This is a genomic window from Streptomyces sp. NPDC085866, assembly GCF_044541035.1.
Lineage (GTDB): Bacteria > Actinomycetota > Actinomycetes > Streptomycetales > Streptomycetaceae > Streptomyces.
In genome coordinates this window covers 599,311-616,158 of sequence record NZ_JBITSQ010000004.1, presented here as the reverse complement: position 1 = coordinate 616,158, position 16,848 = coordinate 599,311, and the positions used below count along the sequence as shown (strand labels likewise).

Here is a 16,848-nt window from a genome sequence, read left to right as displayed (position 1 = left end):
CACAGAGACCGTCGTCGGGCACCGCTCGGGACCATCGGCCCCGGTACCGGGCGGCTTACCCGGCTGAACGCCCTGCCTCGCCCGGCCGAGCCCACTGTTACGACGCTGTGGACGATCAGTGACGCGCGTGACGGTACCCGGCCATCCCAGGCCGCGCTGTCGCGCCCTCGTGACGACAGTCACAAATGCGTGTTAACTTCGTCGGGTAGTGCTGCGTGAGGCACCGCCCCCCTAGGAGGCCGCACGTCATGAGTCCTTTCACCGGCTCCGCCGCCCGCACCTGCGACTGGGAGCACCTGCGGGTCCAGCTCGCCGACGGGGTCGCCACCGTCACCCTCGCCCGCCCCGACAAGCTCAACGCGCTCACCTTCGGCGCCTACGCCGACCTGCGTGACCTGCTCGCCGAGCTGAGCCGGGAGCGGTCGGTCCGCGCCCTCGTCCTGTCCGGCGAGGGGCGTGGCTTCTGCTCCGGCGGCGACGTGGACGAGATCATCGGTGCCACCCTCTCCATGGACACCGCCCAGCTGCTCGACTTCAACCGGATGACCGGGCAGGTGGTACGGGCGATCCGTGAATGCCCGTTCCCGGTGATCGCCGCCGTGCACGGCGTGGCCGCCGGCGCGGGCGCGGTCCTGGCCCTCGCCTCCGACTTCCGCATCGCGGACCCCTCGGCCCGCTTCGCCTTCCTTTTCACCCGCGTCGGCCTCTCCGGCGGCGACATGGGCGCGGCCTACCTGCTACCCCGGGTCGTGGGCCTCGGCCATGCCACCCGCCTCCTGATGCTGGGCGAGCCCGTACGCGCCCCCGAGGCAGTGCGCATCGGCCTGATCAGCGAACTGACGGAGGAGGGCGCCGCGGACGAGGCGGCCCGCACCCTGGCCCGCCGCCTGGCCGACGGCCCCGCCCTGGCGTACGCGCAGACGAAGGCCCTGCTCACGGCCGAGCTGGACATGCCCTTGGCGGCCTCGATCGAACTGGACGCCTCGACCCAGGCCCTCCTGATGAACGGCGAGGACTACGCGGAATTCCACGCGGCGTTCACCGAGAAGCGCCCCCCGAAGTGGCAGGGACGGTAACCATGCCGGCCGACGTGAGGGACAAAGGGGCGCGGGGAACTGCGCGACAAGCCACAACGCACCCGCACCCGCAGATCGACACAAGCCACCCCCAGCGCATCGCGATCATCGGCGGAGGCCCAGGCGGCCTGTACGCGGCAGCGCTCCTGAAACGACTCGACCCGACCCGAGAAATCACCGTCTGGGAACGCAACGCCCCCGACGAGACCTTCGGCTTCGGAGTGGTCCTCTCCGACGAAACCCTGGGCGGCATCGAACACGCCGACCCAGTGGTCTACACGGCCCTGCAGAGCAACTTCACCCGATGGGACGACATCGACATCGTCCACCGAGGCACCCGCCAAACCTCCGGAGGACACGGCTTCGCGGCGCTGGGCAGGAAACGCCTCCTCGAAATCCTGCACGACCGCTGCCGCACCCTCGGCGTGGACATCCGCTTCCGCACCGAGGCTCCCGGCCCCGACCACCTCTCGGCGACCCACGACCTCCTCGTCGCAGCCGACGGAGTCAACAGCAGCACCCGCCGGGCCTACGCCCATGTGTTCCGCCCCCAGGTGACCGAACACCACTGCCGTTACATCTGGCTCGCCGCGGACTTCCCCTTCGACGCCTTCCGCTTCGAGATCGCCGAGACCGAGCACGGCGTGATGCAGCTGCACGGCTACCCGTACGCCCGCCCGTCTCCCGACCACCACCCCTCAACGGGGCCCTCCGAGCCGCAGAATCAATTCGGCGCCTCCACCGTGATCGTCGAGATGCGCGAGGAGGTCTGGCGGGCGGCGGGATTCGACGGGGCCACCCCGCAGGAGTCCATCGAGCGCTGCGCCAAGATCTTCGCCGACGCGCTCGGCGGCAGGCCGCTGCGCTCCAACAACTCCGCCTGGACCACCTTCCGTACGGTGGTCAACGAGCGCTGGTCGCACGGCAACGTCGTCCTCCTCGGGGACGCGGCCCACACCGCCCACTTCTCCATCGGCTCCGGCACCAAGCTCGCCGTGGAGGACGCGCTGGCCCTGGCGGCCTGCCTGGAGGAACAGCCCGACGTGCCACGGGCTCTCGCGGCCTACGAGGAGGAGCGCAGACCCGTCGTCGCCTCCACCCAGCGGGCCGCCCTGGCGAGCCTTGAGTGGTTCGAGAACGTGCGGCTCCACCTCGACCAGCCGCCCCGCCAGTTCGCCTTCAACCTCCTCACCCGCAGCCGCCGGGTCACCCACGACAACCTGCGGCTGCGGGACGCCGGCTTCACCGAGGCCGTCGAGCGCGAGTTCGGGTGCCCGTCCGGCACACCCCCGATGTTCACCCCGTTCCGGCTGCGCGGCCTGACCCTGCGCAACCGGGTCGTCGTGTCCCCGATGGACATGTACTCCGCGGTCGACGGCGTCCCCGGCGACTTCCACCTGGTCCACCTCGGCGCCCGTGCCCTCGGCGGCGCCGGTCTGGTGATGACCGAGATGGTGTGCGTCAGCGAGGAGGGCCGGATCACCCCCGGCTGCACCGGTCTCTACACCGGCCGCCAGGCGGAGGCCTGGAAGCGGATCACCGACTTCGTGCACTCCCAGGCACCGGGTACGGCGATCGGGGTGCAGCTCGGGCACTCCGGCCGCAAGGGCTCGACGAAGCTGATGTGGGAGGGCATGGACGAACCCCTGCCCGACGGCAACTGGCCGCTGACGGCCGCCTCCCCGCTGCCGTACAAGCCGGGCAGCCAGACCCCGCGCGAGCTCTCCCGGGCCCAGCTCACCGACATCCGCGAGCAGTTCGCCGCATCCGCCTGGCGGGCCGCCCGCGCCGACTTCGACCTGCTCGAACTGCACTGCGCGCACGGTTACCTGCTCTCCGGCTTCCTCTCCCCGCTCACCAACCGGCGCACCGACGCCTACGGCGGTTCGCTGGAGAAGCGGCTCAGGTTCCCGCTGGAGGTGTTCGACGCCGTACGCGCGGTGTGGCCGGAAGAGAAGCCCCTGACCGTACGCATCTCGGCCACGGACTGGGCCGAGGGCGGCACCACCGCCGAGGACTCGGTCGGGATCGCCCGGGCCTTCGCGGCGCACGGCGCCGACGCGATCGACGTTTCCACGGGACAGGTGGTGGCCGAGGAGCGCCCGGAGTTCGGGCGGTCGTACCAGACGCCGTTCGCCGACCGCATCCGGCACGAGGTCGGCGTCCCGGTGATCGCGGTCGGCGCGATCTCCTCGTGGGACGACGTCAACTCCCTGATCCTGGCCGGGCGTACGGACCTGTGCGCACTGGCCCGGCCGCACCTGTACGACCCGCACTGGACCCTGCACGCGGCCGCCGAGCAGGGCTACGACGGCCCCGGCGTCGCCTGGCCCGCGCCCTACCGGGCGGGCAGCCGCCGTCCCCAGACCGGCCGCACGGACGCCCCGAAGCCGCGCCTGTCGCTCAGTACGGTCACACGCCTTCCACGCGATTCGCACGGTTCCTGAACCGGCCCGTTATCGGCGGCTGCCTAGGTTCTTTCGAGCCATTCGGAAGAATCACAGGGATCGAGACTGAGATGACTGACAGCAGGCCGCTGCCCGAGCCACCCGGATACGGCTACGGCCATTCTCCGGACCCGGGCCCTCCGTACCCGGGACCCGCGGCGCAGCCCGCCGCGCCCGCTCGGCGCCGTCCGGACGGCTCGGGCACCCGGCGTGCCGCGCTGGTCATCCACACGATCGCCGACGTCGCGGCGGCGTTCCTGGGGCTGTGGATCCTGCTGTACCTGCTGGAGGCCAACCACGCGAACGTCTTCGTGGGGTTCGTCGAGGACGTGGCCGACTCGCTGGCCTGGTGGTCGCAGGACATCTTCACCATGGACACGGAGAACCTCCGGGTCCTGCTCGACTACGGTCTGCCCGCGGTGATCTACCTCGCGGTCGGGCACGGCATCGCGATGCGGCTGCGCCGGTTCTGAGCCGCCGGTCACTCACCTCTGAGCCACCGCATTCACCCCACCCCCACGAACTCCGCCCCGGCGTCCCGCAGCCGCTCGTGCAACCCCCGGAACACCTCCGCCGAGCGGACGCCCGGCCAGTCGGTGGGGAGGAGGTGGGTGGGAAGGCCGGGGTCGGTGTAGGGCAGGTGGCGCCAGGAGTCGAGGGCCAGGAGGTAGTCGCGGTAGGCCTCCTCGGGAGCGGTGTCCGTGCGGTGCTCCCAGGCGCGCAGGACGGGGCCGTGGGCGTCCAGGAAGCGCTCGTGTTCCTTGGCGATCGCCGTGAGGTCCCACCAGCGGGTGACGGCCTCGGGGGTGGGGGCGAAGCCGAGGTGCTCGCCGCGGAAGAAGTCGACGTACGGGTCGAGGCGGAGCCGACGCAGGGTGTGCCGCGTCTCCTCGTACAGGCGGGCGGGGGCGATCCACACCCCGGGGGCCGCCGTGCCGAAGCCCAGGCCGGCCAGCCGGGAGCGCAGGACGTGCCGCTTCTGCCGCTCCGACTCGGGGACGGAGAAGACCGCCAGGACCCAGCCCTCGTCCTCGGGAGGTGCCGTCGCGTAGATGCGGCGGTCGCCGTCCTCCAGCAACTGGCGCGCCTGAGGGGACAGCTCGTACCCGGCCGCGCCGCCCTCCGTGCGGGCCGGCAGCAGCAGGCCGCGGCGTTTGAGCCGGGACACCGACGAGCGCACGGAGGGGGCGTCCACCCCGACCGCGGCCAGGAGACGGATCAGCTCGGCGACGGGCAGGGGGCCCGGCATGAAGCGGCCGTACGCGCCGTAGAGCGTGACGATGAGGGACCTGGGGGCGTGCTGCTCGGACACGTTGATCATTTTAAGTCGTCGGCATCACTGCTGGTCACCTCCGGTGCGCAGCCGGAACCGCTGCAGCTTGCCGGTGGCCGTGCGGGGCAGTGCGTCGAGGAAGACGAACTCGCGCGGGCATTTGTAGGGCGCCAGTTCGGACTTGAGGAAGGTGCGGAGGGACTCCGGGTCCGGCCGCACTCCGTCCCGCAGCACCGTGTAGGCGACCGCGACCTGGCCGCGCGCCTCGTCGGGGCGGCCGACGACCGCCGTCTCGACCACGTCGGGGTGGCGCAGCAGCGCGTCCTCCACCTCCGGTCCGGCGATGTTGTACCCCGCCGAGATGATCATGTCGTCGGCGCGGGCCACGTAGCGGAAGTAGCCGTCGCTGTCGCGGACGTAGGTGTCGCCGGTGATGTTCCAGCCGCCGCGTACGTACTCCCGCTGCCGTGGGTCGGAGAGGTAGCGACAGCCGACCGGGCCGCGGACCGCGAGCAGGCCCGGCTCGCCGTCGGGCACCGGGTCCCCGTCGGCGTCCTGGACGCGCGCCTGCCAGCCCGGCACCGGGACGCCCGTCGTGCCGGGTCTGATCCGCTCGTCCGCGGCGGAGATGAAGATGTGCAGCAGTTCGGTGGCGCCGATGCCGTTGATGATGCGCAGCCCGGTGTGCTCCTGCCAGGCCCGCCAGGTGGCCGTGGGCAGGTTCTCGCCGGCCGACACACAGCGCCGCAGGGACGAGGTGTCGTAGCCGGCCAGATCGTCGAGCATCGCCCGGTAGGCGGTCGGCGCGGTGAACAGGACCGAGACCCGGTGCTCGGCGATCGCCGGCAGCAGCTGGCGGGGGCCGGCCTGTTCGAGGAGCAGGGAGCTGGCGCCGGCCCGCATCGGGAAGATCACCAGTCCGCCCAGGCCGAAGGTGAACCCGAGCGGGGGGCTGCCGGTGAAGACGTCGTCCGAGTGGGGGCGCAGCACATGTCTGGAGAAGGTGTCGGCTATGGCCAGCACATCCCGGTGGAAGTGCATGCACCCTTTCGGGCGACCCGTGGTGCCTGAGGTGAACGCGATCAGGGCCACGTCGTCGGAGGCGGTGTCGACCGCCGGGAAGGGGGTGCCGGGTGCAGGGCGGTGCAGCAGGTCGTCCGCCGCGTCACCGCCGTAAGCGGTGATGTGCAGGCCCGGTACCTCGGCCTTCGCCAGGTCGTCCAGGGCCCGGATGTCGCACAGCGCGTGCCGGACCTCGGCGATCTCGCACACCGTGGCCAGCTCGTGCGCGCGCTGCTGGGCCAGCACGGTGACCGCGACCGCGCCCGCCTTCAGCACGGCCAGCCAGCAGGCGGCCAGCCAGGGGGTGGTGGGGCCGCGCAGCAGGACCCGGTTGCCGGGTACGACGCCGAGCTGGCCGGTCAGGACGTGGGCGATGCGGTCCACGCGGGCGCGCAGGTCGCCGTAGGTCCAGCTGGGGCCGGCCGGGGTGTGGAAGACCGGGCGCGCGGGGTCGGCGTGTTCGAGCAGCTCGACGGCGCAGTTCAGCCGTTCGGGGTAGCTCAGCTCCGGCAGCTCGAAACACAGGTCGGGCCACTCGTCCGGCGGCGGGAGGTGGTCGCGGGCGAAGGTGTCGACGTGGGCCGAGAGATGCATGGCGCCCCCTTGCCTGGTGGGCTCGTGGTGGCCATGGGGCCTGTCTGACGATTCCCGCCTGCCCCGCGGCGTCTGGCACGCACGCTCGCCGCGTTGCCGGACCGCCCACGTGGCTCCGCCACGAGGGCGCTCCGGCGCCTTGCGATCGCACGCACCAGACGCCGCGGGGCCCGCCCTCCGGGCGGACGACGGGAATCGTCAGACAGGCCCCAGCACAAGGAGCGTATCGTGTTGGTGACGACAGTCAATGGAGCGCGATACGGTCGGGTGACAGCACGGGAGAGGGGACCGGCGATGCCTGCATTCTCACTCGGACCGGAACAGGTCGCCTGGTGTGCCGAGCTGCGCACCCTGGCCGCCGAACGGCTGCGCCCGCTCGCCGAGAAGGCCGAGCCGGGCCGGGTCGATCGGCCACTGGTCGCGGAACTGGGCCGGCTGGGCCTACTGGCCCGGCTCTTCGCCTCCGACGCCCTCGACCTCTGCCTGATGCGGGAGTCCCTGGCCTACGCCTGCACGGAGGCCGAGACCGCCCTCGCCCTGCAGGGCCTGGGCGCCCACCCCGTCCACGCCCACGGCAGCCCCGCCCAGCGGGAGCACTGGCTGCCCCGCGTGAGCGACGGCACCGCGGTGGCCGCGTTCGCGCTCAGCGAGCCGGGGGCGGGGTCGGACGCGGCGGCGCTGGCGCTGCGGGCGGATCCGGACGGGGCGGGGCACTGGCGGCTGACCGGACGGAAGTGCTGGATCTCCAACGCCCCCGAGGCCGACTTCTACACGGTCTTCGCGCGGACCACCCCCGATGCCGGCGCCCGTGGCGTGACCGCCTTCCTCGTCCCCGCCGACCGGCCCGGCCTCACCGGCTCCGCCCTGGAGATGCTCTCCCCGCACCCCATCGGCAGCCTCGACTTCGATGCCGTCCCGGTGACCGAGGACGACGTGCTCGGGGAGGTCGACCGCGGCTTCCGGGTCGCGATGGGCACGCTCAACCTGTTCCGGCCGAGCGTTGGCGCCTTCGCCGTCGGCATGGCCCAGGCGGCGCTCGACGCGACACTCGCCCACACCGCCCGACGGGACGCCTTCGGCGGCAAGCTGATGGACCTTCAGTCCGTCGCCCACCAGGTCGCCGAGATGGCCCTGCGTACGGACGCGGCCCGCCTGATGGTGTACGCGGCGGCGACGGCGTACGACGACACCGCCCCGGACGTGCCCAAGCGGGCCGCGATGGCGAAGCTGCTGGCCACCGAGACCGCGCAGTACGTCGTCGACGCCGCCGTCCAACTGCACGGAGCCCGGGCGCTGGAGCGGGGCCATCTGCTCGAACACCTCTACCGCGAGGTGCGCGCCCCGCGGATCTACGAGGGCGCGAGCGAGGTTCAACGGGGCATCATCGCCAAGGAGTTGTACGCCACCGCCACCCGGGAGGACCACCCGTGACGACCGAGCGCATCAACCCGCCCGAGCTGTCCCCGCCCACGGGCTTCTCCCACGCCGTCGTCACGGCCGGCTCCCGCGTGGTGTTCCTGGCCGGCCAGACCGCCCTCGACACCGACGGCAAGGTCACCGGAGCCACGCTCCCCGAGCAGTTCGAGAGGGCGCTCGCCAATCTCCTCACCGCCCTCGACGCGGCCGGCGGCACCCCCGCCGACCTCGCCCGCGTCACCGTCTACGCCACCGACGTCGCCGCCTACCGCACCCACGCCCGTCAACTGGGCCGCATCTGGCAGCAGTTGGCGGGCCGGGACTACCCGGCGATGGCGGTCGTGGAGGTCGTACGGCTGTGGGACGAGCAGGCACTGGTGGAGCTGGACGGGTTCGCGGTGCTTTCCTGAGCGAAGTACCCCGAACGGGTCCGCGGGAGACGGGATACGGCTACCCTCGGTGGAAGCGTGATCACGGAGGGGACGAGGTATGCCGGGACCGGTGGCATCCGTGGAAGGGCCCGCGCTGGCCGACGACTTGAGTGGCGCCAAGGTCGAACCCGCGGTCGTCGACGAGCTGGAGAAGTGGCAGCACGACCGTGGCATGCAGATCGCCTTCGACAAGTGGCTGACTCCCGGCAGGAGCAAGGCCAAGCTGGCGGCTGTCGCGTTGACCGGCCCGCTCTTCAACGGCAGGGTCGTCATGAAGATTTGCCCGCCGGGCCCGACCGGAGGTGAGCCGGGCCGCCACGACAGTGCCCTGCGCGAGGCCCCCGAGGGATTCGCCGACCGGCACCTGGTCAAGCAGCCCGTCGAGCCCTTGAGTGTGCGCGGCGGCTGGAAGGTGATGTTCCAGGAGGTCGCCGGCGGCAGTATCCGCACCGTTCGTCCGCTGTCCGCCCAGCGCGGCCGCGAACTCCCGGAACTCGCCGGGATCGTGGCGCGCTCGGTCCTCGCCGACTGGAATCCCGAGCCCTCGGAGATCCGGCGCAGAACGGCCCGGGACTTCCTGGTGAGCCATCTCGGCACGCGGCTGGACAAGGACGGTCCGGTGGCGACACTGGCCGACCAGCTCGCCTACGACCCCGCCGCCGGCCGGACACCGCTCTGGATCAGCTTCTCGGACGGCCAGGTCGTACCGAACGTGGTCGCATGGCTCGGCCTCCCCGTCTGGGAAGGTCTGGACAGCGACCACGTCATGGCGATCCTCGGGCGGGCCCATGGTGATCTGCACGCGGACAACATCCTGCTGCCGATGTCACCGCGCGTCGACGGCGACAGCTACCGGCTCATCGACCTGTCCGGATACACGGCCGACGCGCCCCTCTCCCGCGACCTCGCCCATCTGACACTGGCCCTCATTCTCAGCGAGCTGCCTCAGCTGACGGACGTTCAGCGAAAGGCGGTGGCCGACTTCCTGGTGGATCCGTCGGCGGAGATCGGCTCGGCGCTCCAGGTGGTGGGGCTGTGCAACCTCGCGAACGACATCGCCGAAGCCGGTGAGTCGTACGCCGACGACCTGTCCATGCGCGACGACTGGCAGGACCAGTACGCCCTGTCGATGGTGGGCAACGCGCTGCTTTTCGCCACCCGGGACACGACCGTCGCGCCACGGGACCGGCTGTGGTTCTACCAACTGGCCTGCAGCGCCCTGGGCCGGTTCCTGGCCCTGCGCGGTGTCCGCCCGCCCGTTCCGTCCGCGCCCCGCTGCAGCCTCATCCGCGTGGCCGAGAGCGGACCGGAGGTCTCGGCCGCGGTGGACAGACTCTTCGACGCCTGCGACCGATGGAGTTCCCGCCGTACCACCGTCGCCGTGATCGACTCCGCGGCCTTCGGCGAGGAGGCGCGGCGGAAGTTCGCCGCGCTCGGCTGGAACCTGGTCGTCGAACTCAACCCGAACACCGACGTCGACGGCGGCTGGGCGGCCGCCTCGACCGGACAGAACCGCATCCACCGCCTCCGGCTGCGTGACCAGGACATGCTGTTCGGGCGCACCAGCACTACCTGGATCGCGGCGGCGGGGATGAGTGACGTCGACCCGGTCTCTCCGGTCACGGCACTGCGCCGCTGGCGCTCCTTCTACCTGCCGTTCGTACGGGACTCGCTCGAGGCGCTGAGCCGCCACTCCGGACGGCCGGTGTCGGTCGTGTGCTTCGGCGAGGGCCGCAGCGCCGAGCGCGCCGTGGTGGAGACGTGCATCGACGTCTTCGAGGACCGGGCGAAGGTCTTCTCCGTCTCCGGCACCGGTGAGGGCAGCATCGCCGAGTACGACGTCGAACTCCTCACCTGTGAGCCGGACGACCTCCTGGAAGCGTTGCCCGCCCCGGATCCGGTCACCGTGGAGGGCCGCAGACCGCGCGTTCCGGCCGAGAGAGGAGTCATCGAACTCTCCGAGGGCCTGCTGGCGCGCTTCGACGACACGGCCGTCCTGCTGCACTCCGAAGTCGGCGTGGAGTCCGAGGCGGGCGAGTTCGAGGTGGGCGCCTTCTACCGCGGCCGCCCCATCTCCTGGTTCGAGCTGGATCTTCAGCTGGACCTGCCCCGCCCTGTCACGGAGGAGTTCACCGGGCAGGTCAGAAGCGCCCTGGAACAGCGCGACACGCTGCGTGTGATGCTCGGTCACACCCCTGGCGCCGGCGGCACGACCATCGCCCGGCGTGTGGCCTGGACCCTCAAGGACGAGTTCCCGACGGTGGTGGCCCGCGGCAGCCAGGACGACGCCGTAATGGCCCAGCTCGTCGGCGACCTGGCGTCCGAGACCGGCAGCCCTGTCCTGCTGGTGCTCGAACTCCTCCCGGAGCCCTCCCAGGAGCGGCTCTACGAGATGCTGCGGGCCAGCAGCGTCCCCGCGGTCATGCTGATCACCACCCGCCGGACCGGGCTGGGCCGGCTGGCCGACGTGCCGGCACCGCGCGGGGAGACGCCCGCGTTCTCGTCGCAGCGGAGCGTGCGGATCGGCCCGATGCGCAGGCTCGACGACCGGATCGAGATGGCCCGGCACTTCGCCGCACTCGTGCCGGAGCGGGAGAGCGCCCTGCTCGAACTGGCGGTTGAGGAGTCGCAGCAGAGCGTCCCGTTCTTCTTCGCCCTGACCGCCTTCGTCAAGGACTTCGAGGGACTGCCGGGATACGTCGGCCAGTTCCTCGACGGCATCTCCGAGATCGACCGGGAGATCTGCGTCCTGCTGGCCCTCGCGCACCGCTACAGCGGCGTCCCCGTGCCCGCCGACCTCTTCGCGAACCTGCTCGGTGTGCCGCGCGCCGACGAAGTGGACCTGCGCAAGCACGTCGACGAGCGGCTCCAGGCGATGCTCATCGAGGAGAGCGACGGAATGTGGCGGCTCTCCCACAGCCTCATCGCCGAGGAGGTGCTCAAGCAGCTCCTGCTCCCGTCCGCCGCCGCCCACGGGCCCGACGACTGGAAGGTCGCGCTGCCGACGTGGTGCGTGAAGCTCGTCGGACACGCGGGTGAGGTCTTCCAGCACAGCCTGCCCGACAATCTGAAGATCCTCCTGGATCGCCTGTTCATCCAGCGCGACGCACGGGAGCCGGTGGAGTTCCAGCGGACCGGTACGTATACGGAGCTGCTGCAGCAGATGACGGTGCCGGGGCGCAAGGAAGTGATGCGTGCCCTGGTGGAGACCTTCCCCGGCGAATCCCACTACTGGGGCCACTACGGCCGCCTGCTGTCGTACGACTCCCGTGACTTCGCGGCCGCCCTGCGCGCGCTGGACCGGGCCATCTCGCTCTCGTCGGGCGACCCGCTGCTGCACCACATGCGCGGGATGGTCTTCCGCAACGAGATCAGGTCCATCAGCGAGAGCCGGGCGCACTCCCACGAGGACGTCAAGAACCGCGAGAAACGCATTCTGGAACTCGTCGAGTCCGCGCGCGCCTCCTTCGAGAAGGCCACGGAACTCGACGACTCCAGTGAGTACGGGCACATCGCGCTGGCCCAGATGTGCATCAAGGTCATCGAGTTCGGGTTCAGACACTCGGGGGCCGAGACCTACTCCGCGTTCCTGGCCCGCCAGAGCGCGGGCGTCTACCGGGCCCTGCTGGAGGACGCCGAGGACGCCCTCGACGCGGTGCTCGAGATTCGCGGTTCGGACCGGCTGTCGTACCGGGCGGAGGAGACGGAGGTGGAACTCCACAAGCTCTACGACAACTACCAGGCGCTGCTGCAGGGCTGGCGCAATCTGCTGGACCGTGCGGACACGTACAAACCCACGGTGCGCCGACGGCTGGCCCGTGCCTACCGGCAGCGCAGCGGGTCCTGGCGCAAGGCGACGCCGAACGACGTCAAGCAGGCCGTCGAGCTCCTCAGCGCGAACCTCATGGACAACCCCCGCGACTTCACGAGCCTGCGGGAGTGGTTGCAGGTGGCGCGGTTCCTGCCCGCTTCGCTGGACCGTGCGGCCGACCACGTCCACACCTGGGCACGGACCGAGTCCACCAGGGAAGCCCTCTTCTACGACTATGTACTCGCGTGTCTGCGTGTGCTCGCGGGCCAGGACTCCGCTATCGACGAGTACCGGCAGAAACTCGACCGGTGCCGGGACCGGGCCAGCGGCTTCGCCAATCGTCACTCCAGCGCGTACGAATGGCTGGGCGCGGGGACGGAGCTGGGCCGGCTCGTCTCTCACCGCGACCTGAAGGACTGGAACCGCCGGGAGGGCGAGCCGCCGCCCGCCTATCTGACCCGGCTCGAGGGCCGCGTCTCCCAGATCAGGAGCCGGGCATCGGGCACCATCGACTTCGGCCGGGGCATCCAGGCCTTCACCGTGCCGAGCCGGGCGGGACTCGTGCGTGGTCTGCACGAGAACCGGAAGGTCACAGGGCTGATCGCGTTCCGCTACGACGGCCCGGAGGCGTGGGCGGTGGAACTCGAACAGGCATGACGCTACGCGGGCACCCGGTGCGGCTGGACCACGCTGCCGTCCGCGAGCAGCTCCCCGCTGTCGTCGAAGCGGATCGAGCCGTCGCAGAGCAGGGCCCAGCCCTGTTCGGGGTGGGCGGACACGGTGTGCGGGGTGCCGGTGTCGGACGCGGCGCACGAGATTTCGTAGGAGCACATGGCGCACCTCCACAGCGGATGTGAGGGGGCCGGCCGGTTCGGCCGCCGCCCGTCATGCATAGACCATGCTCCCGTCGTGAACGCCCCGGAACCGCCCGCCGTGAAGCGTGACAACATGCGGACAACTCCCGGACGGTTCCATGACGCGCCACCGAAGGGGTGATGATCACGCCCGGCGGCAACGCCGCCCGGTACCAGTGGAGGCCCCCACCCCACGCAACCGGGAGGTATCCCATGCCCGTACGCCCCGCCCTCGCCGCCGCCCTCGGTGCCGCCGCGCTGCTGTGTGCCGCCGCCCCGGCCACCGCCGACGTGGGCGAGACCGTCACCGTCGCCCCCACCGGCCGGATCGCCGCCGACGGCACCGTCACCCTCTCCGGCACCTACCGCTGCACCGGCAACACCGGACCGGTCTTCGTCAGCTCCTCGGTCAGCCAGGACGACCCCGGGCTCAAGCACGGCATCGGCGGCAGCGCCGCCCTGTGCGACGGCGCCGAGCACCCCTGGCAGAACTCCGGCAAGGTCTCGGCCGACTCCCTCAAGGCCGGCACGGCCCATGTGGAGGCCACGCTCATGGAGCTGCGCCCCGCGGGCATCGTCCCGCTGCCCGCCTTCCACGCGCTCCAGGAGCAGGACGTCACTCTCGTCCAGCAGTGACACCCACGCCGAACGGCCCGGCACACGTCGCAGGTACGTGTGCCGGGCCGCTCGGTCCTGTCGTCGGGAGTCAGGAGCGCTGCCAGCTGTGGGGGGCGTGGAAGGCGTGCGGGCGCCAGGAGGTGGTGCCGGGGGAGGACGGCTCGGCGCCGGACCCGGCCAGGGCCGTGCGGCTGAGCAGCAGCACCGCGAGGGCGGCCAGCTCCTCCTCGGTGGCCTCGCCCTTCTCGACGCGGATGGGGGCTGTGGGGGATACGGACATGGGGACCTCCGTCACTGAGGGGGGTTGCCGTGCTTGCGGGCGGGGCGTTCGGCATGCTTGGTGCGCAGCATCGCCAGCGCGCCGATGAGGACGCGGCGGGTGTCGGCCGGGTCGATCACGTCGTCCACCAGGCCGCGCTCGGCGGCGTAGTACGGGTGCATCAGCTCGGCCTTGTACTCCTTGACCAGCTCGGCACGCTTGGCCTCGGGGTCGTCGGCCTCGGCGATCTGGCGGCGGAAGATGACGTTGGCGGCGCCTTCCGCGCCCATCACGGCGATCTCGTTGGTGGGCCAGGCGTAGGTGAGGTCGGCGCCGATCGACTGGGAGTCCATGACGATGTAGGCACCTCCGTACGCCTTGCGCAGGATGAGCGAAATCCTCGGCACGGTCGCGTCGCAGTAGGCGTAGAGCAGCTTCGCGCCGTGGCGGATGATGCCGCCGTGCTCCTGGCCGACGCCCGGCAGGAAGCCGGGCACGTCGAGCAGGGTGACGATCGGGATGCTGAACGCGTCGCACAGCTGCACGAAGCGGGCCGCCTTCTCGGACGCCTCGATGTCCAGGACGCCGGCCAGGGCCTGCGGCTGGTTGGCGACGATCCCGACCACCTGGCCGTCCAGGCGGGCCAGCGCGCAGATGATGTTCCGCGCCCAGCGCTGGTGGACCTCCAGGTACTCGCCGTCGTCGACGATCTCCTCGATGACCTTGGCCATGTCGTACGGCCGGTTGCCGTCGACCGGCACCAGGTCGGCCAGCGTCTCGCAGCGGCGGTCGGCCGGGTCGTCGCAGGGCACGGCGGGCGGGTTCTCGCGGTTGTTGCGGGGGAGGAGGGACAGCAGGTAGCGGACCTCCTCCAGGCAGGTCTCCTCGTCGTCATAGGCGAAGTGGCACACCCCGCTGGTCTCCGCGTGGACGTCGGCGCCGCCGAGGCCGTTCTGGGTGATCTCCTCGCCGGTGACGGCCTTGACCACGTCCGGTCCCGTGATGAACATCTGGGAGGTCTCGCGGACCATGAACACGAAGTCGGTGAGCGCGGGACTGTAGGCGGCACCTCCGGCGCACGGGCCGAGCATCACGCTGATCTGCGGGATGACACCGGACGCCGCCGTGTTGCGCCGGAAGATGCCGCCGTAGCCCGCGAGGGCGGTGACGCCCTCCTGGATGCGGGCGCCCGCGCCGTCGTTCAGGGAGACCAGGGGTGCGCCCGCCGCGATGGCCATGTCCATGATCTTGTGGATCTTGGCGGCGTGCGCCTCGCCCAGCGCGCCGCCGAAGATCCGGAAGTCATGGGCGTAGACGAAGACGGTCCGGCCCTCGACCGTGCCCCAGCCGGTGACGACACCGTCGGTGTACGGCTTCTTCGCCTCCAGGCCGAACCCGGTCGCCCGGTGCCGGCGCAGTGGCTCGACCTCCTGGAAGGAGCCCTCGTCGAGGAGCAGGCCGATCCGTTCGCGCACGGTGAGCTTGCCCTTGGCCTTCTGGGCGGCGGTCGCCTTCTCACCGGGGCCGGCGAGGACGCTCTCGCGTATGCCGGCCAGTTCCTCGACGTGGGACCTCATGTCTCCCCCTGTTTCCCTGAAGTGACGGAACGTCAGTTACCGAGCCTGCGCAGCCCGCTCGACTGGAGCGCGGCGAACGCCCCCACGACCGCTGCCTGCAGCACGGTCCACACCGTGCCGACGGTGTTCGGGCCGAACCAGCCGAACACCGCGGTGGCGACGGACGCCACCGCCCACAGCGCGTTGGCCTCGATGACCGCCTTCGTGGCGGCCGTGCTCGGCACCGGACGGCTCGCCAGCAGCGCCACGAGGCCGCCGTACACCGTGAGGAACACACCGATGCCCCGTAGGAATCCGGCATCGAGGCCGAGCAGATCGCCCACCGGGCCCGCGGCGAGCAGGTAGATCAGGCCGTTGGCGGCGGTCACGGCCGCGTCCAGCGCGAGAAAGGTCCGTAACGGGCGCGCCGCGGCGACACGGGTCGGCGTATGCGTCGCCGTGTGTGCCGGGGTCTGGCTCGTGGTCATGGGGCCTCCGAAGGTAGGGGGTCTGATTCCACTTGCCCGTCGAGCGTGCCAAGGCGGACTGACCGGTGACTGACGGACTGCTTACGCGGTCCTGCTCGCACCTCCCTCGAGTCGACCGGTCCTCAAGCCGGTTGCAGGCGCAGATCGCCGGTCAGCGCGGGGTCGTGGGAGAGGATCGCGCTCTCCACCCGGCGCAGGGCGGGGGATGGCTGGATGCCGAGTTCGTCGTCGAGGTGGCGGCGCATCCGGCGGAAGACGTCCAGGGCGTCGGCCTGCCTTCCCGAGCCGTACAGGGCGATCATCAGCTGCTCGCAGAAGCGCTCCCGCAGGGGATGGTTGGTGTGCGCCTCGGTCAGCTCCGCGAGCACGGCGGCATGCCGGCCCAGCCGCAGCTCGGCGTCGAAGCGCAGCTCCATGGCCCGCATCCGGTACTCCTCGTAGCGGGCACCGGCCAGCTGGCACAGCGTCCCGCCGGCGAACCCGCCGAAGACGGGGCCGCGCCACATTCCGAGCGCGTCGCCCAGCAGTCGTGCGGTGCGGGCCGCGTCGTCCGGCGCCGCGGACTCGGCCAGCCGCACCGCCCGGATGAACTCGGCCGCGTCCAGCTCGCCCTCCCCGATGCCCAGCCGGTAGCCGGACGGGTGCATGGTCACCCGGGAGGCCGGCCGGTCCGGCTCCAGATCACGGAGCCGGCGGCGTAACCGGCTGACATGGGCCTGGAGCGCGTTGGCCTGGTTGTCGGGGACGGCGTCCCCCCACATCTCCTCGGCCAGGCTCTCCCCGGACACCGGCTGGCCCTCGCTGACCAGCAGCGTCTGCACGAGGGTGCGCTGCAGATCGCCGGAGATGTCCGCCGGGCCGAATGCGGTGAGTATCTGCAGTGCCCCGAGAATGGAGAACCTCAGCATGTCTTCCCCCCTTGGTGAAAATTCCTGGCGAAGGTGTTTCTTTACGGGGTCGTGC

Annotated in this window: 14 protein-coding genes; 7 read left to right on the top strand and 7 right to left on the bottom strand. The window is 71.3% G+C overall.

The genetic code is table 11. The features are described 5' to 3' along the window. Positions 1-248 precede the first annotated feature (248 nt). The 3 genes from ACIF83_RS12830 to ACIF83_RS12820 all read left to right on the top strand — a co-directional run bounded on the left by ACIF83_RS12830 (position 249) and on the right by ACIF83_RS12820 (position 3,996). On the top strand, positions 249-1,076 hold the full coding sequence (locus ACIF83_RS12830) for an enoyl-CoA hydratase family protein (RefSeq protein WP_399726212.1): 828 nt from the start codon (positions 249-251) through the stop codon (positions 1,074-1,076). Positions 1,077-1,078: 2 nt separating this feature from the next. Continuing rightward, positions 1,079-3,523: a bifunctional salicylyl-CoA 5-hydroxylase/oxidoreductase gene (locus ACIF83_RS12825; protein WP_399726209.1), complete on the top strand. Its 2,445-nt coding sequence runs from the start codon at positions 1,079-1,081 to the stop codon at positions 3,521-3,523. Between the two features lie 71 nt (positions 3,524-3,594). Beyond that, positions 3,595-3,996 (top strand): hypothetical protein, encoded by a 402-nt coding sequence (locus ACIF83_RS12820; RefSeq protein ID WP_393474010.1) that lies wholly within the window; start codon positions 3,595-3,597, stop codon positions 3,994-3,996. Positions 3,997-4,028: 32 nt separating this feature from the next. Here the strand turns inward: ACIF83_RS12820 and ACIF83_RS12815 are convergent, their stop codons facing one another. Further along, a complete protein-coding gene (locus ACIF83_RS12815) occupies positions 4,029-4,844 on the bottom strand; it encodes a PaaX family transcriptional regulator C-terminal domain-containing protein (RefSeq protein WP_399726206.1) in 816 nt (271 codons plus the stop codon). A gap of 15 nt (positions 4,845-4,859) precedes the next feature. Then, positions 4,860-6,452, bottom strand: a complete 1,593-nt coding sequence (locus ACIF83_RS12810) for an AMP-binding protein (RefSeq protein WP_399726204.1) — start codon at positions 6,450-6,452, stop codon at positions 4,860-4,862. Positions 6,453-6,746: 294 nt separating this feature from the next. Here ACIF83_RS12810 and ACIF83_RS12805 point away from each other — a divergent pair, with 294 nt between their 5' ends. The 3 genes from ACIF83_RS12805 to ACIF83_RS12795 all read left to right on the top strand — a co-directional run bounded on the left by ACIF83_RS12805 (position 6,747) and on the right by ACIF83_RS12795 (position 12,767). Beyond that, complete coding sequence (locus tag ACIF83_RS12805; protein WP_399726201.1) at positions 6,747-7,883, top strand: acyl-CoA dehydrogenase family protein; 1,137 nt, start codon at positions 6,747-6,749, stop codon at positions 7,881-7,883. Then, positions 7,880-8,278 carry a RidA family protein gene (locus tag ACIF83_RS12800; protein ID WP_393473998.1) on the top strand — a complete coding sequence of 133 codons (399 nt, stop codon included), beginning with the start codon at positions 7,880-7,882 and terminating at the stop codon, positions 8,276-8,278. The genes ACIF83_RS12805 and ACIF83_RS12800 overlap by 4 nt, the downstream gene beginning before the upstream one ends. A 91-nt stretch (positions 8,279-8,369) precedes the next feature. Then, entirely contained in the window at positions 8,370-12,767 is a 4,398-nt protein-coding gene (locus ACIF83_RS12795) for a hypothetical protein (protein WP_399726198.1), read from the top strand. Between the two features lie 2 nt (positions 12,768-12,769). Here the strand turns inward: ACIF83_RS12795 and ACIF83_RS12790 are convergent, their stop codons facing one another. Further along, complete coding sequence (locus tag ACIF83_RS12790) at positions 12,770-12,943, bottom strand: DUF5999 family protein (RefSeq protein WP_393473993.1); 174 nt, start codon at positions 12,941-12,943, stop codon at positions 12,770-12,772. Positions 12,944-13,177: 234 nt separating this feature from the next. Here ACIF83_RS12790 and ACIF83_RS12785 point away from each other — a divergent pair, with 234 nt between their 5' ends. Continuing rightward, a complete protein-coding gene (locus tag ACIF83_RS12785; protein WP_393473990.1) occupies positions 13,178-13,600 on the top strand; it encodes a DUF6299 family protein in 423 nt (140 codons plus the stop codon). A gap of 70 nt (positions 13,601-13,670) precedes the next feature. Here ACIF83_RS12785 and ACIF83_RS12780 read toward each other — a convergent pair whose 3' ends face one another. The 4 genes from ACIF83_RS12780 to ACIF83_RS12765 form a co-directional block, all read right to left on the bottom strand. Continuing rightward, positions 13,671-13,862, bottom strand: coding sequence for an acyl-CoA carboxylase epsilon subunit (locus ACIF83_RS12780; RefSeq protein WP_097251889.1), 192 nt, complete (start codon positions 13,860-13,862; stop codon positions 13,671-13,673). 11 nt (positions 13,863-13,873) lie between these two features. Next, complete coding sequence (locus ACIF83_RS12775) at positions 13,874-15,418, bottom strand: acyl-CoA carboxylase subunit beta (RefSeq protein ID WP_399726193.1); 1,545 nt, start codon at positions 15,416-15,418, stop codon at positions 13,874-13,876. A 32-nt stretch (positions 15,419-15,450) separates the two neighbouring features. After that, on the bottom strand, positions 15,451-15,885 hold the full coding sequence (locus ACIF83_RS12770) for a hypothetical protein (RefSeq protein ID WP_399726190.1): 435 nt from the start codon (positions 15,883-15,885) through the stop codon (positions 15,451-15,453). Positions 15,886-16,007: 122 nt separating this feature from the next. Further along, positions 16,008-16,793, bottom strand: a complete 786-nt coding sequence (locus ACIF83_RS12765; protein WP_399726187.1) for a BTAD domain-containing putative transcriptional regulator — start codon at positions 16,791-16,793, stop codon at positions 16,008-16,010. Positions 16,794-16,848 lie beyond the last annotated feature (55 nt).

What these genes read in the sequence shown, in the direction of transcription:
- ACIF83_RS12770 (WP_399726190.1), bottom strand. Translation starts at nt 15,885, where the DNA reads ATGACCACGAGCCAGACCCCGGCACACACGGCGACGCATACGCCGACC.
- ACIF83_RS12785 (WP_393473990.1), top strand. Translation starts at nt 13,178, where the DNA reads ATGCCCGTACGCCCCGCCCTCGCCGCCGCCCTCGGTGCCGCCGCGCTG.
- ACIF83_RS12780 (WP_097251889.1), bottom strand. Translation starts at nt 13,862, where the DNA reads ATGTCCGTATCCCCCACAGCCCCCATCCGCGTCGAGAAGGGCGAGGCC.
- ACIF83_RS12820 (WP_393474010.1), top strand. Translation starts at nt 3,595, where the DNA reads ATGACTGACAGCAGGCCGCTGCCCGAGCCACCCGGATACGGCTACGGC.
- ACIF83_RS12825 (WP_399726209.1), top strand. Translation starts at nt 1,079, where the DNA reads ATGCCGGCCGACGTGAGGGACAAAGGGGCGCGGGGAACTGCGCGACAA.
- ACIF83_RS12775 (WP_399726193.1), bottom strand. Translation starts at nt 15,418, where the DNA reads ATGAGGTCCCACGTCGAGGAACTGGCCGGCATACGCGAGAGCGTCCTC.
- ACIF83_RS12805 (WP_399726201.1), top strand. Translation starts at nt 6,747, where the DNA reads ATGCCTGCATTCTCACTCGGACCGGAACAGGTCGCCTGGTGTGCCGAG.
- ACIF83_RS12830 (WP_399726212.1), top strand. Translation starts at nt 249, where the DNA reads ATGAGTCCTTTCACCGGCTCCGCCGCCCGCACCTGCGACTGGGAGCAC.
- ACIF83_RS12810 (WP_399726204.1), bottom strand. Translation starts at nt 6,452, where the DNA reads ATGCATCTCTCGGCCCACGTCGACACCTTCGCCCGCGACCACCTCCCG.
- ACIF83_RS12815 (WP_399726206.1), bottom strand. Translation starts at nt 4,844, where the DNA reads ATGATCAACGTGTCCGAGCAGCACGCCCCCAGGTCCCTCATCGTCACG.
- ACIF83_RS12790 (WP_393473993.1), bottom strand. Translation starts at nt 12,943, where the DNA reads ATGTGCTCCTACGAAATCTCGTGCGCCGCGTCCGACACCGGCACCCCG.
- ACIF83_RS12765 (WP_399726187.1), bottom strand. Translation starts at nt 16,793, where the DNA reads ATGCTGAGGTTCTCCATTCTCGGGGCACTGCAGATACTCACCGCATTC.